The organism is Acinetobacter tandoii DSM 14970 = CIP 107469 (assembly GCF_000400735.1).
GTDB classification, from domain to species: Bacteria; Pseudomonadota; Gammaproteobacteria; order Pseudomonadales; family Moraxellaceae; genus Acinetobacter; species Acinetobacter tandoii.
Map to the genome: position 1 here is coordinate 139,063 of NZ_KE007367.1, position 16,969 is coordinate 156,031.

Annotated in this window: 15 protein-coding genes; 10 read left to right on the plus strand and 5 right to left on the minus strand. The window is 40.0% G+C overall.

Annotation, left to right across the window (positions count from 1 at the left end; translation table 11 throughout):
- The first annotated feature begins 50 nt into the window (after nt 1-50).
- Both I593_RS10065 and I593_RS10070 read left to right on the plus strand, forming a co-directional pair.
- Nucleotides 51-713, plus strand: a complete 663-nt coding sequence (locus I593_RS10065) for a response regulator transcription factor (protein WP_016167465.1) — start codon at nt 51-53, stop codon at nt 711-713.
- A complete protein-coding gene (locus I593_RS10070; RefSeq protein ID WP_016167466.1) occupies nt 714-2,069 on the plus strand; it encodes a sensor histidine kinase in 1,356 nt (451 codons plus the stop codon). It abuts the gene before it with no gap.
- Between the two features lie 91 nt (nt 2,070-2,160).
- On the opposite strand, the gene hemP is transcribed toward I593_RS10070, so the two are convergent.
- A complete protein-coding gene (gene hemP, locus I593_RS10075; RefSeq protein ID WP_016167467.1) occupies nt 2,161-2,331 on the minus strand; it encodes a hemin uptake protein HemP in 171 nt (56 codons plus the stop codon).
- Nucleotides 2,332-2,471: 140 nt separating this feature from the next.
- On the opposite strand from hemP, the gene I593_RS10080 reads away from it, so the two are divergent.
- Complete coding sequence (locus I593_RS10080; protein ID WP_016167468.1) at nt 2,472-3,371, plus strand: thiamine phosphate synthase; 900 nt, start codon at nt 2,472-2,474, stop codon at nt 3,369-3,371.
- Nucleotides 3,372-3,415: 44 nt separating this feature from the next.
- Here the strand turns inward: I593_RS10080 and I593_RS10085 are convergent, their stop codons facing one another.
- Nucleotides 3,416-3,961: a hypothetical protein gene (locus I593_RS10085; protein ID WP_016167469.1), complete on the minus strand. Its 546-nt coding sequence runs from the start codon at nt 3,959-3,961 to the stop codon at nt 3,416-3,418.
- Between the two features lie 16 nt (nt 3,962-3,977).
- Nucleotides 3,978-6,377, minus strand: a complete 2,400-nt coding sequence (gene mrcB / locus I593_RS10090) for a penicillin-binding protein 1B (protein ID WP_016167470.1) — start codon at nt 6,375-6,377, stop codon at nt 3,978-3,980.
- A 188-nt stretch (nt 6,378-6,565) separates the two neighbouring features.
- Between mrcB and I593_RS10095 the strand changes: the two genes are divergently transcribed.
- Nucleotides 6,566-7,471: an NAD(+) kinase gene (locus tag I593_RS10095; protein WP_016167471.1), complete on the plus strand. Its 906-nt coding sequence runs from the start codon at nt 6,566-6,568 to the stop codon at nt 7,469-7,471.
- 2 nt (nt 7,472-7,473) lie between these two features.
- Entirely contained in the window at nt 7,474-7,746 is a 273-nt protein-coding gene (locus I593_RS10100; RefSeq protein WP_016167472.1) for a YeaC family protein, read from the plus strand.
- A gap of 99 nt (nt 7,747-7,845) precedes the next feature.
- On the opposite strand, the gene I593_RS10105 is transcribed toward I593_RS10100, so the two are convergent.
- Nucleotides 7,846-8,841 carry a glycosyl transferase family protein gene (locus tag I593_RS10105; RefSeq protein WP_016167473.1) on the minus strand — a complete coding sequence of 332 codons (996 nt, stop codon included), beginning with the start codon at nt 8,839-8,841 and terminating at the stop codon, nt 7,846-7,848.
- A 443-nt stretch (nt 8,842-9,284) separates the two neighbouring features.
- Here I593_RS10105 and I593_RS10110 point away from each other — a divergent pair, with 443 nt between their 5' ends.
- Nucleotides 9,285-10,631 carry a dicarboxylate/amino acid:cation symporter gene (locus I593_RS10110; protein ID WP_016167474.1) on the plus strand — a complete coding sequence of 449 codons (1,347 nt, stop codon included), beginning with the start codon at nt 9,285-9,287 and terminating at the stop codon, nt 10,629-10,631.
- Between the two features lie 159 nt (nt 10,632-10,790).
- On the plus strand, nt 10,791-11,933 hold the full coding sequence (locus I593_RS10115; protein WP_016167475.1) for an acyl-CoA dehydrogenase family protein: 1,143 nt from the start codon (nt 10,791-10,793) through the stop codon (nt 11,931-11,933).
- A 35-nt stretch (nt 11,934-11,968) separates the two neighbouring features.
- On the opposite strand, the gene I593_RS10120 is transcribed toward I593_RS10115, so the two are convergent.
- A complete protein-coding gene (locus I593_RS10120; RefSeq protein WP_016167476.1) occupies nt 11,969-12,487 on the minus strand; it encodes a type 1 glutamine amidotransferase domain-containing protein in 519 nt (172 codons plus the stop codon).
- 439 nt (nt 12,488-12,926) lie between these two features.
- Between I593_RS10120 and pheA the strand changes: the two genes are divergently transcribed.
- The 3 genes from pheA to I593_RS10135 all read left to right on the plus strand — a co-directional run bounded on the left by pheA (nt 12,927) and on the right by I593_RS10135 (nt 16,957).
- Nucleotides 12,927-14,036, plus strand: coding sequence for a prephenate dehydratase (gene pheA, locus I593_RS10125; protein ID WP_016167477.1), 1,110 nt, complete (start codon nt 12,927-12,929; stop codon nt 14,034-14,036).
- A gap of 177 nt (nt 14,037-14,213) precedes the next feature.
- Nucleotides 14,214-16,460, plus strand: a complete 2,247-nt coding sequence (locus I593_RS10130; protein ID WP_016167478.1) for a bifunctional prephenate dehydrogenase/3-phosphoshikimate 1-carboxyvinyltransferase — start codon at nt 14,214-14,216, stop codon at nt 16,458-16,460.
- A 116-nt stretch (nt 16,461-16,576) separates the two neighbouring features.
- Nucleotides 16,577-16,957 (plus strand): hypothetical protein, encoded by a 381-nt coding sequence (locus I593_RS10135; RefSeq protein WP_026440979.1) that lies wholly within the window; start codon nt 16,577-16,579, stop codon nt 16,955-16,957.
- Nucleotides 16,958-16,969: the final 12 nt, after the last annotated feature.

A 16,969-nucleotide genomic window follows, 5' to 3' on the forward strand; every position in this document is an offset into this window, starting at 1 on the left:
TTAAATCCAATCAAGGCATGCTGATGATAAGCATGTGATGTGAGTACACGATGCGTATATTATTAGCTGAAGACGATCACTCTCAAGCCGAGAGTATTAAAACTTGGTTAGAAATGGACGGTTATAGTGTAGATTGGGTTGATCGTGGAGATTATGCAATTCATGCCATAGAACAACACCAATATGACTGCATTCTTTTAGACCGTGGTTTGCCACAAGCTACGGGAGATGACATTCTTAAAACAATAAGAACACGGCAGCAAGGTATTCCTGTTATTTTTATTACAGCAAGAGACAGTATTCATGACCGTGTTGAGGGGCTAGATTTAGGAGCCAATGATTATTTGGTCAAACCGTTTAGCTTAGAAGAATTATCAGCACGAGTTCGTACTCAATTACGTTTGCAGCAATCATCGGTAGGTCAGTATTTATCTTTTGCCAATTTACAACTCGACCCGCAAGCCAAGGTTGTTCAGCAAAATGGACAGGTGATTCATCTCACTGCGAAAGAATTTCAGATTTTATATAAATTAATGCAGAAGCCTGAACATATTGTGACGCGTGAACAACTTGAAGAGTCACTGTATGCATGGGGTGAAGAAATTGAAAGTAATGCAATAGAAGTATTTATTTATCAATTACGGAAGAAAATAGGCGCTGATTTGATTAAAACGGTTCGTGGGTTAGGTTATCGAATGAATCAGGATACTTAAATGGCTGCCAAGCATATTTCATTGCAAAAGAGACTGGTTAAGACGTCTGTGCTGAGTTCAGTTGCAGCAGGCGCAGTCGCTTTTGTTTTATTGGTGGGCATTTCGATATATCAAAGTATGAGTATGCAAGACGAAATTATGGATGAAATTGCTGATGCTTTGCTGCTTGTTCAACCCAATCAAAATGAAGGACCGCATATCACGCAGTTAAGTGATGAGTTTGATCTACAATATCAGTTGATCCATCAGCAAACGGTCGTGCTTCAATCCGATTCATTTGAATTGGCATCTGTAGTGAATTTTTCAAATATGCAGCATGAGCATTTTGATTATGTCTGGTTTCAACATGCGCTGTGGCGAAGTTATCAATCCTTTGATCAGGATACTCAGATGCAAGTGGTGATTTATCAACCTATGCAAGTTCGTTTTGAAAAAATCTTGAGTAGTTTTGCGATATATGCTGTTTTGTTAATGGTCTTGTGGTTATTACAGTGGTTATTTTCACATTTTGCGATTGCACGTCAGTTCAAAGTCATGCAAATGCTATCTAAAAAAATAGCGGACAAAAATGCGCAGGACTTAATGCCAATTACGCAGAATGAACCCAGCATTGATGAGCTTCAGCCCATTATTTTGCAATTAAATCAATTATTACAACGCCTAGATCAATCATTACAAGCAGAGCAGCGCTTTACCGCAGATGCTTCGCATGAATTACGTTCACCACTATCTGCAATTCAGTTGCGTTTGCAGGTGCTCCAACGAAAATATCAAGATCAGCCCCAATTTACGCAAGAATTACAACTCATTCAGCAAGATGTTAGCCGTGGTACCCAAGTGCTAGAAAACCTTTTGCTTCTCGCGCGTTTAGATCCGACAGAAACCGTAGATTTACCATTATCATCGCTTAATTTAAGCCAACTGGTGATGGAGGTCTGGAATAATTTGGAAATATTTAAGCAGCAGAAACAAATCCAACTCGTATCCAATTTGGAACCCTGTTGGGTTAAGGTAAATCCTGAATTAATGACGGTTTGTTTACGTAATCTTCTAGATAATGCCATACGTTATAGCCAACCTCATGGACGTGTTTATATACAGGTAACAGCCGAGCAGCAACAGGTGTATCTATGTATTGAAAATGAAGGTGACGGGGTAGACAGCGACACGATCTCACGTTTGGGTGAGCGTTTTTATCGGGCTTTAGGCAGTAAAACGACGGGTTCAGGGTTAGGACTTTCAATCTGTAAAAAAATTGTGCAACTGCATCATGCGAGCATTGATTTTTCAGTGTCTTCTTATGGTGGTTTAAAAGTAGAGTTGTACTTTAGAAAATTTGAAACACCTGAAATTTGAGATATTGTTCTATTTAGCCTGTAAATAAAAAAGCAGTACGCGCTGACATACTGCTAGTTCCCACGTTTATTATTATCAGTTTATTTTGTTTTTATTTCGTGAGAATAAGACGATTATTGCGAGTTAAACGTAGACGATATTCTTCACCTGCATGCATGATGCGAATTTCACGTCCAAGCGCAAAAAGATTGTTGGAATGTAGCATTGGCAGTGCATGTGCAGCTTCAGTATGACGTGTAAATAAGCTAAAAGGTGCGTTCATTTTTGTTTGCTCCGTGGTGTATTCTTGAATGATTTAAATGATAATCATTATCGAATAGATCTGTCAACGGGAATTTTAGCAATTTATAAAAAAACTAAATTTACTTACACTGACACCAATTTAAAGTGATGGAACCAGTTATGTCCAAGCCAAATATTCATGTCGCAATTGCCTTATTACTACATCAAAATAAAGTCTTGGTTGGATGGCGCAATGCTGAACAACATCAAGGAAATAAGCATGAATTTCCTGGAGGGAAAGTTGAAGCGAATGAAACACCTTTAGAAGCTTGTCGCCGTGAAGTTTTTGAAGAAGTTGGGGTAGGGCTGAATGACTGGCACGCGTTCGATGTGATTTGTCATGAATATGATGATGTCGTGGTAAATTTACATTTATTTCATGCCATAGTGCCCGAAGCATTATTAAGTGAAATTCAGCAACCATGGACATGGTATGGCCGTACAGAATTACTGAGTCTGAATTTTCCGAAAGCCAATTTTAGTATTTTGCAACGCTTATATTGGCCAAATCAAATTAAAATTTCTGAGCATTTGAATGATTTGGAACAACTTAAACCGCAGCAATTATTGTATTGGCGTGTTGAACATACAGCAGCAGACTTGGAAGATTTAGAACAATTATCTGAACAACACGCAGGTCATTTAATTGTCAATGTGCAAGCGTGGCAAAAATTGACGTTGCCAATGCAGAAGAACGTAGCTGCAATTCATCTCAAACAACATCAGTTGATGACAGTTAAGCGTGGAGAATTACCTGTCGGTTTTCGTTTCATCGCAGCTTGTCATGATATTGTGGCTATGAAACATGCACAAAATATTGGCTGTGATGCGATCATTTTAAGTCCTGTTTTGGCTACAGCGACACATCCTGATGTTGAGCCATTAGGATGGGCTCGTTTTCAAGAATACGCTCAACAAGTCGATATTCCTGTATTTGCATTAGGAGGAATGAGTGTTGAGCTGTTACAACAAGCGCAATCACATCATGCTTACGGTATTGCAGGAATCAGATATCTTTAAAAAAAACGTAGTAAATTCTTCATAAAGTGTAGAACAATCAGGCATTAAAGTGACTTTAATGCCTGTTGAGCTTGTTGTACGGTTTTACTGTTATTTTGCTTTTGCCCTGCTTTGGCTATGGCTCCCCAAAGTTGCTTTTTCATAGCTTGGGTTTGTGCATAGCTTAAGCCACGACGAGCTAAAGCTTCCGCATTTGCAGGCTGATTTTTTTGATTGGCAACCAAAGCCAAAAATAAGAAAGTTTCCGCTGACTGCGGTGCTAGACGCTGTGCACGTAAAGCAGCCGCTTCAGCATCATTCCAGTGTCCTTGTTTATAGGCTTGCTGTGTTTGCTGCATTAATTGTTTAAAGGCGGGAAGTGAGCGTCCATCTTCAAATTTCTGCTGAGATTTTTGTTCAGGCACCACGACCTGCATTTTTTGCCGTTTAATCTCAGGTTGATCATACGGCGTAATCACCACACCAGAAGGTTTTGCTTGTTCAGCTTTAGGCTTTTCGGTTGTTAGCTCTGGCTTCGCATTTTCAGGCTTTGGTAGGCTTTGGCAACCAACCAACATTACAGCAGCAGAAAGGAGAATCGGTCTCAGCATATACAATTACAATTCCTTAGTTGGCGTACGTTCCGCTCGAAATGACACGACCTGAATTTTGATCCAAGTCATTTTGCATGTCACTTTCACTCTCGCGGATATAGTTGTCCATACTATCGGGTTGTGCTGGTTGGTTCTGGTTCATTTCCGTATCAGGTGTGTAAACTGGTTCCACTTGGTAATGAGGAAAGCCGCATGCTGTAGCACGACGTGGTACAGCACTCCTTAATAACGGTATATACAATGCACCTTCACAACCCTGAGCCGATAAGTTGCCTGAGCCACTATCGATCCATTGCCATTGCACATCGTCGGTTTGACGTAAATTGACTGGTTTTTGACGTAATTGACTCATGACATTGGTCCACACAGGTAAAGCACCTGAAGAACCCGTCAGTCCAGTGACTTTATTGTCATCTAAGCCTAGCCAAACCACACTGAGATAATTGCCTGAATACCCTGCAAACCATGAGTCACGGGTATCATTGGTGGTGCCAGATTTACCAGCAAGTTTTAATGAACTTGGCAATGTGCTGTAAGCAGAACGACCTGTACCCGAGTTCATTACCTGTTGTAGGCCATAGTTCACAATATAGGCCGCCGCAGGATCGATGGTTTGTTGCACGGTTAAGCTATAACGTTCTAAAACACGACCATTAGAATCGACCACCGAGCGAATCGATTTAATTGGGTATTTGAAACCGCCTGTCGCAAAGTTTCCATAAATACTCATGACCTCCATCGGAGACATATCAACCGCACCCAAGAAAATCGAAGGGTAGGTTGGAATGTTGGAAGTTACACCAAACTTTTTCAAATGATTACTAAAGCTAGCTACTCCAAATTCTTGTCCGAGACGAACTGCAGACAAGTTATACGAATTAGACAAAGCTTGTACCATTGGAACTACGCCATGTTCACCGCCACTATAGTTTTTCGGTGTCCAAGATTTCCCTTCACTTGGAATGCTAATGTAGCTGTCTTCGACTGGACTAGCCCAGTTATAACGTCCAGACTCAATCGCACTCAGATAAATCACTGGTTTGAGTAATGAACCGACTTGGCGTTTTGCATCGAGTGCGCGGTTAAAACCAGTAAAATCTTGAGTTGAACCTACAGCAGCAACCAGTTCACCATTCTCAGGATGAGAAACTAATACCGCACCTTGCAAATCTTTTAGACGTTTTGGATTGTTATTGCTTAAACGGGCAACAGACTCTTTAAACGCGTTCTGGATATTGGTTTGGGCAATTGGGTCGAGCGTGGTGAAGATTTTTAAACCTTGGTTGGTTAAATCAGACTCTTGATATTCAGTCCGTAATTGACGACGCACAATATCTAGAAAATCAGGGAAGCGCGCAGGTCCTAACGTTGGTTTTGCTAAAACATTTAATGGGCGAGCAATTTCACGTTCATATTGTTCTTGTGATAAATATCCCATCACAAACATATTATTCAACACGATATCGCGACGCTTTTTAGCACCTTCTGGGTTACGCCAAGGATTGAATAAAGAGGGTCCTTGTACTAAACCAACCAAATAGGCTTGTTGCGAGATATTGAGTTCACGTAACGGTAAACCGAAGTAGAATTGTGATGCCAAACCATAACCATTAATTGAATAGTTGCCGTTTTGCCCTAAGTTCACTTCATTTAAATAAGCTTCAAGAATTTCATCTTTGTTGTAATGTAGTTCAACCAAAAGAGCCATCAAGGCTTCGTTGACTTTACGTTTTAAAGTACGTTCTGGGCTTAAATAAAAGTTTTTAACCAACTGTTGGGTAAGTGTCGAACCGCCTTGGCGTTTTCCTCCAGTCACATTACTGACCAAAGCTCGCGCAGTCCCTCGAACAGAAATACCATGATGCTTATAGAAGTTACGGTCTTCAGTTGCAATTAAGGCTTCAATTAAAGGTTTTGGCACATTGGACAATTTAATCAGAACCCGATCTTCATTGTGCTGCGGATAAATACCGCCAATCAATAAAGGCTCTAAACGCGCAATCCCTGTTGAAGATGGCTTGGTTGCACTTACTTCACTAATTTGATCATTCGCAAAACTAACTTTTAAAACTTGTTCAGGTTCAACACTATCACCGAAGTCAAAGCCACGGGTGTGCACATATAAAGTATTACCCGAGCTAACATAGCTCCCCGATTTTGCATAACTATCCGCATTTTTATAACCTAAAAGTTTCAATTCTTGATTGAAGTCTTTTTGGCTAATGGCTGCATTGGTGTAAATTTCTAGCGGACGAGCAAAAACCTTCGCAGGAATATCCCAACGCTTACCTTCAAACTTTTCTCTCACAATATTATCTAGACGAATCAGGTAAAAACTAAATGCTAGAAAAATACCAATGACCAATATGGAGAAAATAAGTGCGAATAATCCTATGCCACGTTCAAACTTCATAAAAAGTGATAAGATCCTGATAAATTTTGCTAATCATGCGAAGCTTTTTTCCAATTTGCAATAATAAATCTGTCACAGAAGCGAAAAGCTATATAAATGTTTGAGCTAATCAGGCTATTTATAAGGTTTTTTATTTCAATCGGGTTAATGGTATCATAAGCCAGAATCCTAACGGAGCGATCACATAGGTGCAACTTTCACACAAGTCTTTTCGGAATATTGGATTAATTGGTCGACCAGACAAATCTTCTGTTGTTGAAACTTTAAGCCTCATTCACGATCATCTTATGAGCTTGGGTTTACATCCTGTTTTTGATGCAGAAACTGCCGAGCTTGTCCCTTATAAAAATACACAGACAGTCAGCCGAGCATTATTGGGTGAGGTTGTAGATTTGGTTATTGTGGTTGGGGGTGATGGTTCCTTATTACATGCTGCTCGTTCTTTGGTGAAATATAATACGCCTGTGATTGGTGTAAACCGTGGACGTTTAGGGTTTCTTACCGATATTAAACCAACTGAAGTCATCTATAAGCTTGATCAAGTCTTACAAGGTGAGTTCCAGCAAGACCGCCGTTTTTTGTTGGAAATGGAAGTTCGCTCTAAGGGTGAAACGATTCATGATGCAATTGCCCTAAATGACGTTGTATTGCATTCGGGTAAGTCTGTACACATGATTGACTTTGAATTAAACATCGATGGGCAATATGTGTATCGTCAGCACAGTGATGGATTGATTGTTTCTACACCAACCGGTTCAACTGCTTATGCGTTATCGGGTGGTGGACCTATTGTGCATCCGAGTATGGATGCGATTTCCTTAGTCCCGATGCATCCGCATACACTCTCATCACGTCCAATTGTTGTGGGTGGTCATAGTGAAATTAAAATTCTGATTCGTGAAAATCGTGTATTGCCAATGGTCAGCGCCGACGGGCAACATAGTGTTTCACTCAATGTAGGAGATAGTTTGCATATCCGCAAACATCCATTTAAATTAAACCTCTTGCACCCACCTGGGTATGACTTTTATATGGCTTGTCGTACTAAACTAGGTTGGAATCGTGATTTTGATTCATTGCAACAACAGGATTAAAAATGAATATTGAACAAATGCTGGCTGTACTTGATCCAGATATTGTTGGTCGTTTAAAGACTGCGATTGAAATTGGTAAATGGCCAAATGGTGTTGCATTAACCAAAGAGCAACGTGAAATTTGTATGCAAGCTGTGTATGCGTGGGAAATGAAGCATTTACCAGAAACTGAGCGTAGCGGTTATATTGACCGTGGCACGAAAGAAGAAGGTGAAGAGTGCGATGATGATCATCACAAAAACGAACCTGAATTTAAGCCAATTCGTTTTGTTTAAGTCAAAAAGTTTTGCAAATAGCTAAGATAGAAAAAGGACTCCAGATAGAGTCCTTTTTGTTAATTGTTATATTGTTGTCATTACATTGGAATGGCATGCTTAGAAGCGATTTAACCAAAGCTCTTTCGCCTTCAGCATCGCATTAGGGTAACTTTCACAGACTCCCATGGTATACAAGGCAATGCCCATGGTTTCTATGACCGCAGTTTCACCATATTCATGGTGTTGTTGACCTTGCCAGACAGATTTAAATAGAGCTAAATCAAGTTCTTCCTCAACTGGACTTCGATTTTCTGTCAGTTTAGGAAGCTCGTACTCATACAATTCCCCATCTTTAATGCCACAAATTAGTGTCTTGGCATCAGGGTTGCGCTCGAATTCACCACCTTCACCTTTAATAACGGCACTGTTTTGATAACCAAGTTTAAAAGCAGCTTGTTGATGAGAGCTACGATAGGCGGGGTGGAAAATGGCTTGTAAAGTGGCTTTCGCGTTAAACGGATTAATCAGTCGCGCTAGGGTATGAATTGGCGAGCGTAATCCCATGACATTGCGTAATGCGATTAGTTCACTCAGGATGGGCGAAATAACCTCTAAAGGTAAATAGGCAAAATTACGTTGTTGTAGTTGCTGCTCAACCTCATCTTGATTTTGACAGATGGGAAAACCTAAATATTCAAGTACTTGTTCGGTATACACGCGATTTAAGGTGTGCCCAGATGCACCATGCATGACAATTTTATAGCCATGATGTGCCAAAGTTAATGCAGCTAATAAGAACCAAGGATAATGCTTACGTTTACCTGCATACGAAGACCAATCCAGATCAACATCAAGAGCTTTAAAATTTAATGTGTCACGCGTTGCTTGTACAAAACCTGCCAATTCGTCTACAGATTCTTCCTTCACACGTAATAGCATCAAAAAAGCCCCCAATTGCACATCAAGGACTTCATCGTTCAAAATCATTTTGAATGCTTGATAGGCTTCATCATAAGTGAGTGATCTTGCACCATTCTTTCCTTTACCAACAATACGGACAAATTGGGCAAAAGGATGCTCAAAATCTTTGTATAAATTTCTTTTGGTTGTCATTTGCTTAGATCACTGTGTAATTTCGTGTTTCGAGGGAGAATGTTTAAATGGATAATAGAAAGATTTTGATATAAAAGGAAGGAAAATGATGGCTTAGATATGCGACTAATGTCTAATAAAAAATGAATATAATTTAATCAAATTTAAAAATATATGTAGATTTACTGTTCAAAAATTCGGTAGAATTCAACCGAATAAGGAAAACTGTTAAGTTTTTCTTATGAGTTGTTTTTTCTATCATATTGAAAATATTCATTTTCAATAGTCTAACTGCGATGGAATCGCGGATATTATTATTTAGTTTAATCAGAAGGTATTAAGACTGATTTAATACCTATAGCCTTTTGTAGTGATTATAAAAGGAATTTTAAGGGCTGTGTATTCTTAGGAATAGACTAATATTGGATGTTTCTAGTTCTAGAAATATGTTTAGAAGTAACGCTATGGCTAAAAAACCCATCTATAAATCACTGTATTTTCAAGTGATTGTTGCCATCATTGCAGGTATTCTGGTTGGTCATTTCTCTCCAAGTGGAACCCAGATTGTAAATGGTGCCGAACAATATGTTCCAGGTTTAGGTGAACAACTGAAACCTTTAGGTGATGCATTTATTCGATTGATTAAAATGATCATCGCCCCAGTGATTTTCTGTACAGTTGTTAGCGGTATTGCTGGCATGGAAAGTATGAAATCGGTGGGTAAAACGGGTGGTATTGCTCTCCTTTATTTTGAAATCGTTTCTACTATTGCGCTACTGATTGGTTTATTGGTGATTAACATCGCTAAACCAGGTGTAGGTATGAACATTGACCCTGCCTCTTTAGATGTGTCAGGTATTTCTAAATATGTAGAATCAGGTCAGTCTCAAAGTACTGTCGATTTCTTAATGAATATCATTCCACATACTGTGGTGGGTGCTTTTGCTGAAGGTGAAATTCTTCAAGTATTGTTATTCGCTATTTTATTTGGATTTGCACTACACAAATTAGGTGATTCTGGTAAGCCAGTTCTTAAGCTGATTGACCAAATTTCGCATGTCTTCTTCAATATTGTAAATATGATTATGAAGCTTGCGCCTATCGGTGCATTTGGTGCAATGGCATTTACTATTGGTAAATATGGTATTGGCAGCTTAGCGCAATTGGCTCAGTTGATTATCTGCTTCTATATTACCTGTCTATTGTTTATCTTCATTGTATTGGGTTCAATTAGCCGTATCTGTGGTTTCAGTATCTTAAAAATGATTCGTATGATTCGCGAAGAATTATTAATCGTTTTAGGGACTTCTTCTTCAGAATCAGTATTGCCACGTATGTTGAAGAAACTTGAAATTGCAGGTTGTGAAAAATCTGTAGTAGGGTTGGTCATTCCAACAGGTTATTCATTTAACTTAGATGGTACTTCAATTTACTTGACCATGGCTGCGGTATTTATTGCTCAAGCAACCAATACTCAATTAGATATTTCACATCAAATTACTTTGTTATTGGTGTTGTTGATTTCTTCTAAAGGCGCTGCAGGTGTAACGGGTTCAGGCTTTATTGTAATGGCAGCAACGTTGTCTGCGGTAGGTCATATCCCAGTTGCTGGTTTAGCACTGATTTTAGGTATTGACCGTTTCATGTCTGAAGCTCGTGCTTTAACCAACTTGGTGGGTAACTCGTTAGCAACTATTGTGGTTGCGAAATGGGTCGGTCAGCTCGACAAGGAAAAACTAGATTTTGCTTTGGCTAACCCTGAAGAGGTAGACAAGCAAATGATGGATGAAGGTAATCAAGCGCATGCTTAATGTGATCTTGAATTAAAAAAAGGAAGCTATGGCTTCCTTTTTTTATGCCTATAGAGTTGACCTTTTTGTCGTAAATAAGACATAACATGTACATGACAGTAATCAATAAATTGCCTAGCATTACAAAGCAAAAAATTAAACAACAACAAAGGAAGAATGATGTTAGCACATGATGCAGATTTGGAACTTTTTAAAGACAATTTCAAACGTTTTATGCAAGAGCATATTGCTCCTGACTATGAGCAATGGGAACGAGCTGGCATTATGCCGCGCTCAGTGTGGAAAAAGCTGGGTGAAAATGGATTTTTATGTGTAGATCTACCTGAGCAATACGGTGGCTATGGTGTACCGACCCATTATTCTTTAATGTTGGTGGAAGAATCTGCTCGTGCAGGATATGGTGCACTTTCTACAGCGATTTCATGTCATTCTGAAATTGCTGCACCTTATGTTTTACATATTGGTACAGAACAACAGAAACAATATTGGTTACCTAAAATGGTAACGGGTGAAGTCGTGGGGGCGATTGGGATGACTGAGCCAGGGGCTGGCTCAGATTTGCAGGCAATACGTACCACTGCTATTTTGCAAGAAAATCATTATGTACTGAATGGTTCTAAAACCTTTATTTCAAATGGACAACATGCGGACCTCGTGGTCCTTGCCGTTAAAACAGATCCGCAAGCACGTGCAAAAGGGGTGTCTTTACTTTTATTAGATACCCATTTAGATGGGTTTAAGAAAGGAACCAATTTAGACAAGATCGGTTTACATTCTCAGGATACTTCAGAATTATTTTTTGATAATGTGAAAGTGCCTAAGGATCAGTTATTGGGACAAGCAGGGCAAGGATTTAACTATCTTATGCAGGAGTTGCCACGTGAAAGAACAGCGATTGCCGCGACGGCTTTAGGAGCTATTCGTGGGGCACTCGATGTGACCACGCAATACGTACAAGAACGTCAGGCTTTTGGACAAAAGATTGGGCAATTTCAAAATACGCGTTTTGTCTTGGCACAGGCAAAAATTGATGAGCTGGCTACAGCAGCTTTTTATAATCAAAATGTAGAACTTTATATGCAAGGTAAACTTGATGTGGAAACAGCCGCAGCACTAAAAAGTTTTTCAACCGACATGCAAATGAAAGTTGCAGACCAATTACTACAATTGTTTGGTGGTTATGGGTATATGACGGAATATCCAATTTCCCGTTTCTTTGTAGATGCTCGAATTCAGCGGATTTATGGTGGAACGAACGAAATTATGAAAGAAATTGTCGCGCGTGGAATGATAGGACGCTAACAATATAAAAGAGCCGAAAGGCTCTTTTTTCTGACTTAAAGCTTGAGTACAGTCAAACTTTCGCGAATAAAGGCGGGTAGATCTTCTGGAGAGCGTGAAGAAATATACAAATTATTGTCATTCACCACGGCTTCGTCATAAAACACTGCACCTGCATTAAGTAAATCAACAACAACCGATTTCATGGTGGTCATACGCCGACCTTTTACAACGCCTGCGTTAATCAGTAATTGTGGACCATGACAAATACTCATAATCGGTTTTTGTGCATTTGCAAAACAACGGACAAAATCAACATAGCGTTCATCTGCTCTTAAGTGATCTGGTGAATAGCCACCAGGAATAAGCAAAGCATCAAATTCGTGTACTGTAACATCATCAATGCCTTGATCTATAGTGACAGAATATCGGCGCTTTTTTCCGTATACAATATTGCCTGCTTTATTTTCAATATTGATTACACTATGACTCGCAGCACGAAAGGCTTCAACAGGTTCGACATATTCCATATCTTCGAAGTCATGTGTGACTAAAACTGCAATTCTTTTTGGCATTTTTATTCTCCGAATAGCATTTTTAAATTTAAAATAACAGACAAATTGTGAAATACGTCATATTAAATTGTGGTTAAATTGTGGTTAAATTGTGATCTAAAGTAATATGCCTTGATCATGTCATATTCTTAATGAAATTTTCTAGTGCTATGTTTTAAATAAAAAATAATAAAGATAACGTGATTCATCAATTTTCAATGTTGTGCGGTATTAAGAATGATGTTTCATGGAGGGTTAGACCATATACTCAAACCATCTTATGCTCAAGCTCGCTAAGCCAGATGCTCTATCTATTCTACAACTCAAACTTTAGTTAGATTTTGGCAAATATTACGGGCTATAGCGTTGAAATCAGGATGAAACCAGATTTTATTGCCTACCATTTCATTGAACTCTTGATATACTGTCGGCATTCACGTTTTCGAAGGGCGAAATAACAATGATCAACGACGATCAAAACACTACGACTTCTCTGGACTTGACCAAGATTCGCGAAGATATTGATTCTGTCGATCAACAGATTCAACAATTGATTAATCGTCGCGCGCGCTTGGCTGAAGCAGTAGCAAAAGCAAAGTTTGCCTCTGAAGAGAATCCAATGTTTTACCGTCCTGAACGTGAAGCACAAGTTCTGCGTAATGTCATGGAGCGTAATGAAGGGCCTTTGTCGGATGTAACAATGGCACGTTTATTCCGTGAAATTATGTCAGCATGCTTAGCACTAGAAGCACCGCAAAGCATTGCTTTTTTGGGTCCTGTGGGAACATTTACACATTCGGCTGTGCTTAAGCATTTCGGTCAGGATGCGGTGGTTCGCCCTTTACCAACGATTGATGAAGTATTCCGTGAAGTTGAAGCGGGCAGTGCACACTACGGTTTAGTACCAGTCGAAAACTCATCTGAAGGGGTCGTGAACCATACTTTAGACTGTTTTAAATCATCGACATTAAATGTGATTGGTGAAGTGGAACTACGTATTCATCATCAATTCTTAATTTCTGAAAATACGCGTAAAGACAGTATTAAACAGATTTATGCGCATCAACAAACCTTGGCACAATGCCGTAAATGGTTGGATGCACATTATCCAGGTGTTGAACGTGTTGCGCTCAATTCAAATGCAGAAGCTGCGCGTCGTATTCGTAATGAATGGCATTCGGCTGCGATTGCATCGGACGTTGCTGCAAGTATTTATGAGTTAGAAATTCTACACAGTAACATTGAAGATAATCCAGAAAACACCACACGTTTCTTGGTCATTGGCCGTGAAAAAGTGCCACAAAGTGGTAATGACAAAACGTCTTTATTGATTTCGGCGCATGACCGCGCGGGCGCATTGCTTGAAATCTTAGCACCGTTTGCAAAACATCAAATTAGTTTGACCAGTATTGAAACGCGTCCTGCACTTCCAGAGAAATGGGCTTATGTGTTCTTTATTGATCTTGAAGGTCATATTGAACAAGAAAATGTGAAAGCAGCCATTGAAGAAATTCGTCCTTTAGTCAAAGAAGTACGTGTATTGGGTTCTTATCCAATCGCTGTGCTCTAACATTCGCCATAAAAGGTGGTGTTGCTGTCTCGTATATTCAATCCAATCTAAAATTTGTAATATGTATTGATATATTGAGACAGCTTACAAAAACTTTTAAGTTAAAAAACTTAAGCATATAGATATCGTTGAAATGCACTTGCCAAAGTGTGGGGTTTAGAGGCGAAAGCATAAAATATGACACAGCCATTATTTGAAAAAGTTGCATTTATTGGACTTGGCCTGATTGGTTCAAGTCTGGCTCGTGTAATAGTTGCTGAAAAACTGGCGAAACAAATTGTCGCATCAACACGTTCAAGTAAGACCTTGGACGATGCAAAAGCTTTAGGATTAATTGCTGAAGGTTTTACTAATCCAGTTGATGCTGTGCAAGGTGCCGATTTGGTGGTACTTGCCTTGCCTGTACGAGCGACAGAAAAAGTTTTAGCTACCATTAAGCCGTATTTGTCAGAAAATTGCATCATTACTGATGTAGGCAGTACCAAAGGGAATGTTGTTGATGCAGCCAAAGCCGTTTACGGTGAAAAGTTGCCTGCTGGTTTTGTACCAGGTCATCCAATTGCGGGCGCGGAACATACAGGTGTTCATGCAGGTAAAGTCGATTTATTTGCGCATCATAAAGTCATTCTGACACCACTTCCAAGCAGTGCGCCTTGGGCGGTTGAAAAACTGATCACCCTTTGGCAAGCGGCAAAAGCTGAAGTCATTTGCATGGATGTGGAAAAACACGATGAAGTGTTGGCGCATACCAGTCATTTACCGCATTTGATGGCATTTAACTTAGTCGAGCAATTGGCCAATCGCGCAGATAATTTGGATATTTTCCGTTATGCTGCGGGTGGTTTTCGTGATTTCTCACGTATTGCGGCCAGTGATCCGCAAATGTGGCATGACATCTTCTTTGCCAATAAAAAAGCCATTTTAAATGCTGTAGATGGATTTGAACAACAACTTGCTGTACTCAGAAAACTGATTGAAGATGAAGATTCGCCAGCCTTAATGGGTTTGCTTGGCAATGCTCAAGCTGCACGACAACATTTCAATCACATGTTAGCCAAGAAACCCCTGATGGAGAAAAATAAGGTGACACAACAATTTACCATTTTACCAGGCCCTAAAACGTTCCAAGGTAAGTTTACCGTGCCTGGAGACAAGTCTGTGTCTCACCGCTCTATCATGTTTGGTGCGATTGCAGAAGGCACAACACATGTAACAGGTTTCCTTGAAGGTGAAGATGCTTTAGCAACATTACAAGCCTTCCGTGATATGGGCGTGAGTATTGAAGGTCCTAAAAATGGTGAAGTGACCATTCATGGCGTTGGCATGCATGGTCTAAAAGCACCTGCGAGCGCGTTGTATATGGGTAACTCAGGCACATCTATGCGTCTTTTGTCGGGAATGCTTTCTGCACAAAAATTTGATTCAGTCATGACGGGTGATGCTTCTTTGTCAAAACGTCCAATGGAGCGTATTGCGAAACCTTTACGTGAAATGGGTGCACAAATTCAGACCACAGGTGAGCGTGGTACACCGCCAGTATCGATTATAGGTAGCCAGCCATTAAAAGGCATTCACTATAATTTACCAATGGCTTCTGCTCAGGTGAAATCAGGTATTCTATTGGCGGGTTTGTGGGCAGCAGGTGAAACTTCTGTGACCGAACCAGAGCCAACACGTGATCATACTGAGCGTATGCTACGTGCTTTTGGTTATGAAGTAAAAACTGAAGGCAATCGTATTTCACTGCAAGGTGGTGGTAAGTTAGTGGGTACGGATATTCAGGTCCCATCTGATATTTCTTCTGCTGCATTCTTTATGGTCGGTGCTGCGATTACCGAAGGTTCAGACGTGACCCTTGAAGCTGTCGGGATTAACCCAACGCGTACAGGTGTGATTGAAATTCTGAAACAAATGGGTGCAGACCTTAGCGTAGAAAACGAACGTATTGCTGGTGGCGAGCCGATTGCGGATATTCGTATTCGTGGTAGTCGTACCTTAAAGGGTATTCATATGCCTGAAGACCAAGTGCCTTTAGCGATTGATGAATTCCCAGCATTGTTTATTGCTGCGGCATGTGCCGAAGGGCAAACTGTCCTGACGGGTGCTGCTGAATTGCGCGTGAAAGAATCTGACCGTATTCAAGTGATGGCAGATGGTCTGAAAACCATGGGCATTGACTGTACACCGACAGAAGATGGCATCATCATTGAAGGTAAAGGTCAATCTGGAGATTGGTCTGCAATCTTTGCAGGCGGTGAAATTGAATCACACCATGACCACCGTATTGCCATGAGCTTTAGTATGGCGGGCTTACGTAGTTCAGGTGAGATCAAAATTTTGGGTACAGAAACAGTAGCAACCAGTTTCCCAACCTTTACTGAACTTGCAAATCAAGCAGGTTTAGCCATTCAGGTGACTGAATAAGACTTGTGACTCAATAAGTCAGTTATTTATGATTGAACAGCCAAGCAAATGCTTGGCTGTTTTGTTTTTATTGCTTATGCTAAACCCATATAACAAAAATGCCTTTGGGTAGAGCTATGCGAAAATTACAATTCACCGCCAATTGCGAGCAGCATCAACATCATGTAGTAGCAGGGAACCAATGCCATATTACACAAGAATATGTGGCAGATTTATTGGTTGGCAAACTCAGTCAATACGGCTTCCATACCTTGCCACAAAGTGGTGATCATGTTGCTGTAAGCGTCGATAATCATGCTCTACCTTTATCGATTACCTGTCAAAGTTCAGATCAAGAAGGGCATTTGGTTTGTGAGATTACCTCATACCCAACGGAAGATCAGGACTGGTTAGATCGAATTGCTGAGCAAAGTTTATTGAATCAATTAGCACAAGCCGTTGAAAATACATTAAAAAAAGATCAAAATTTCAGTGAATTCAAGTGGAGTAATAGTTAATATTTAAGTCAA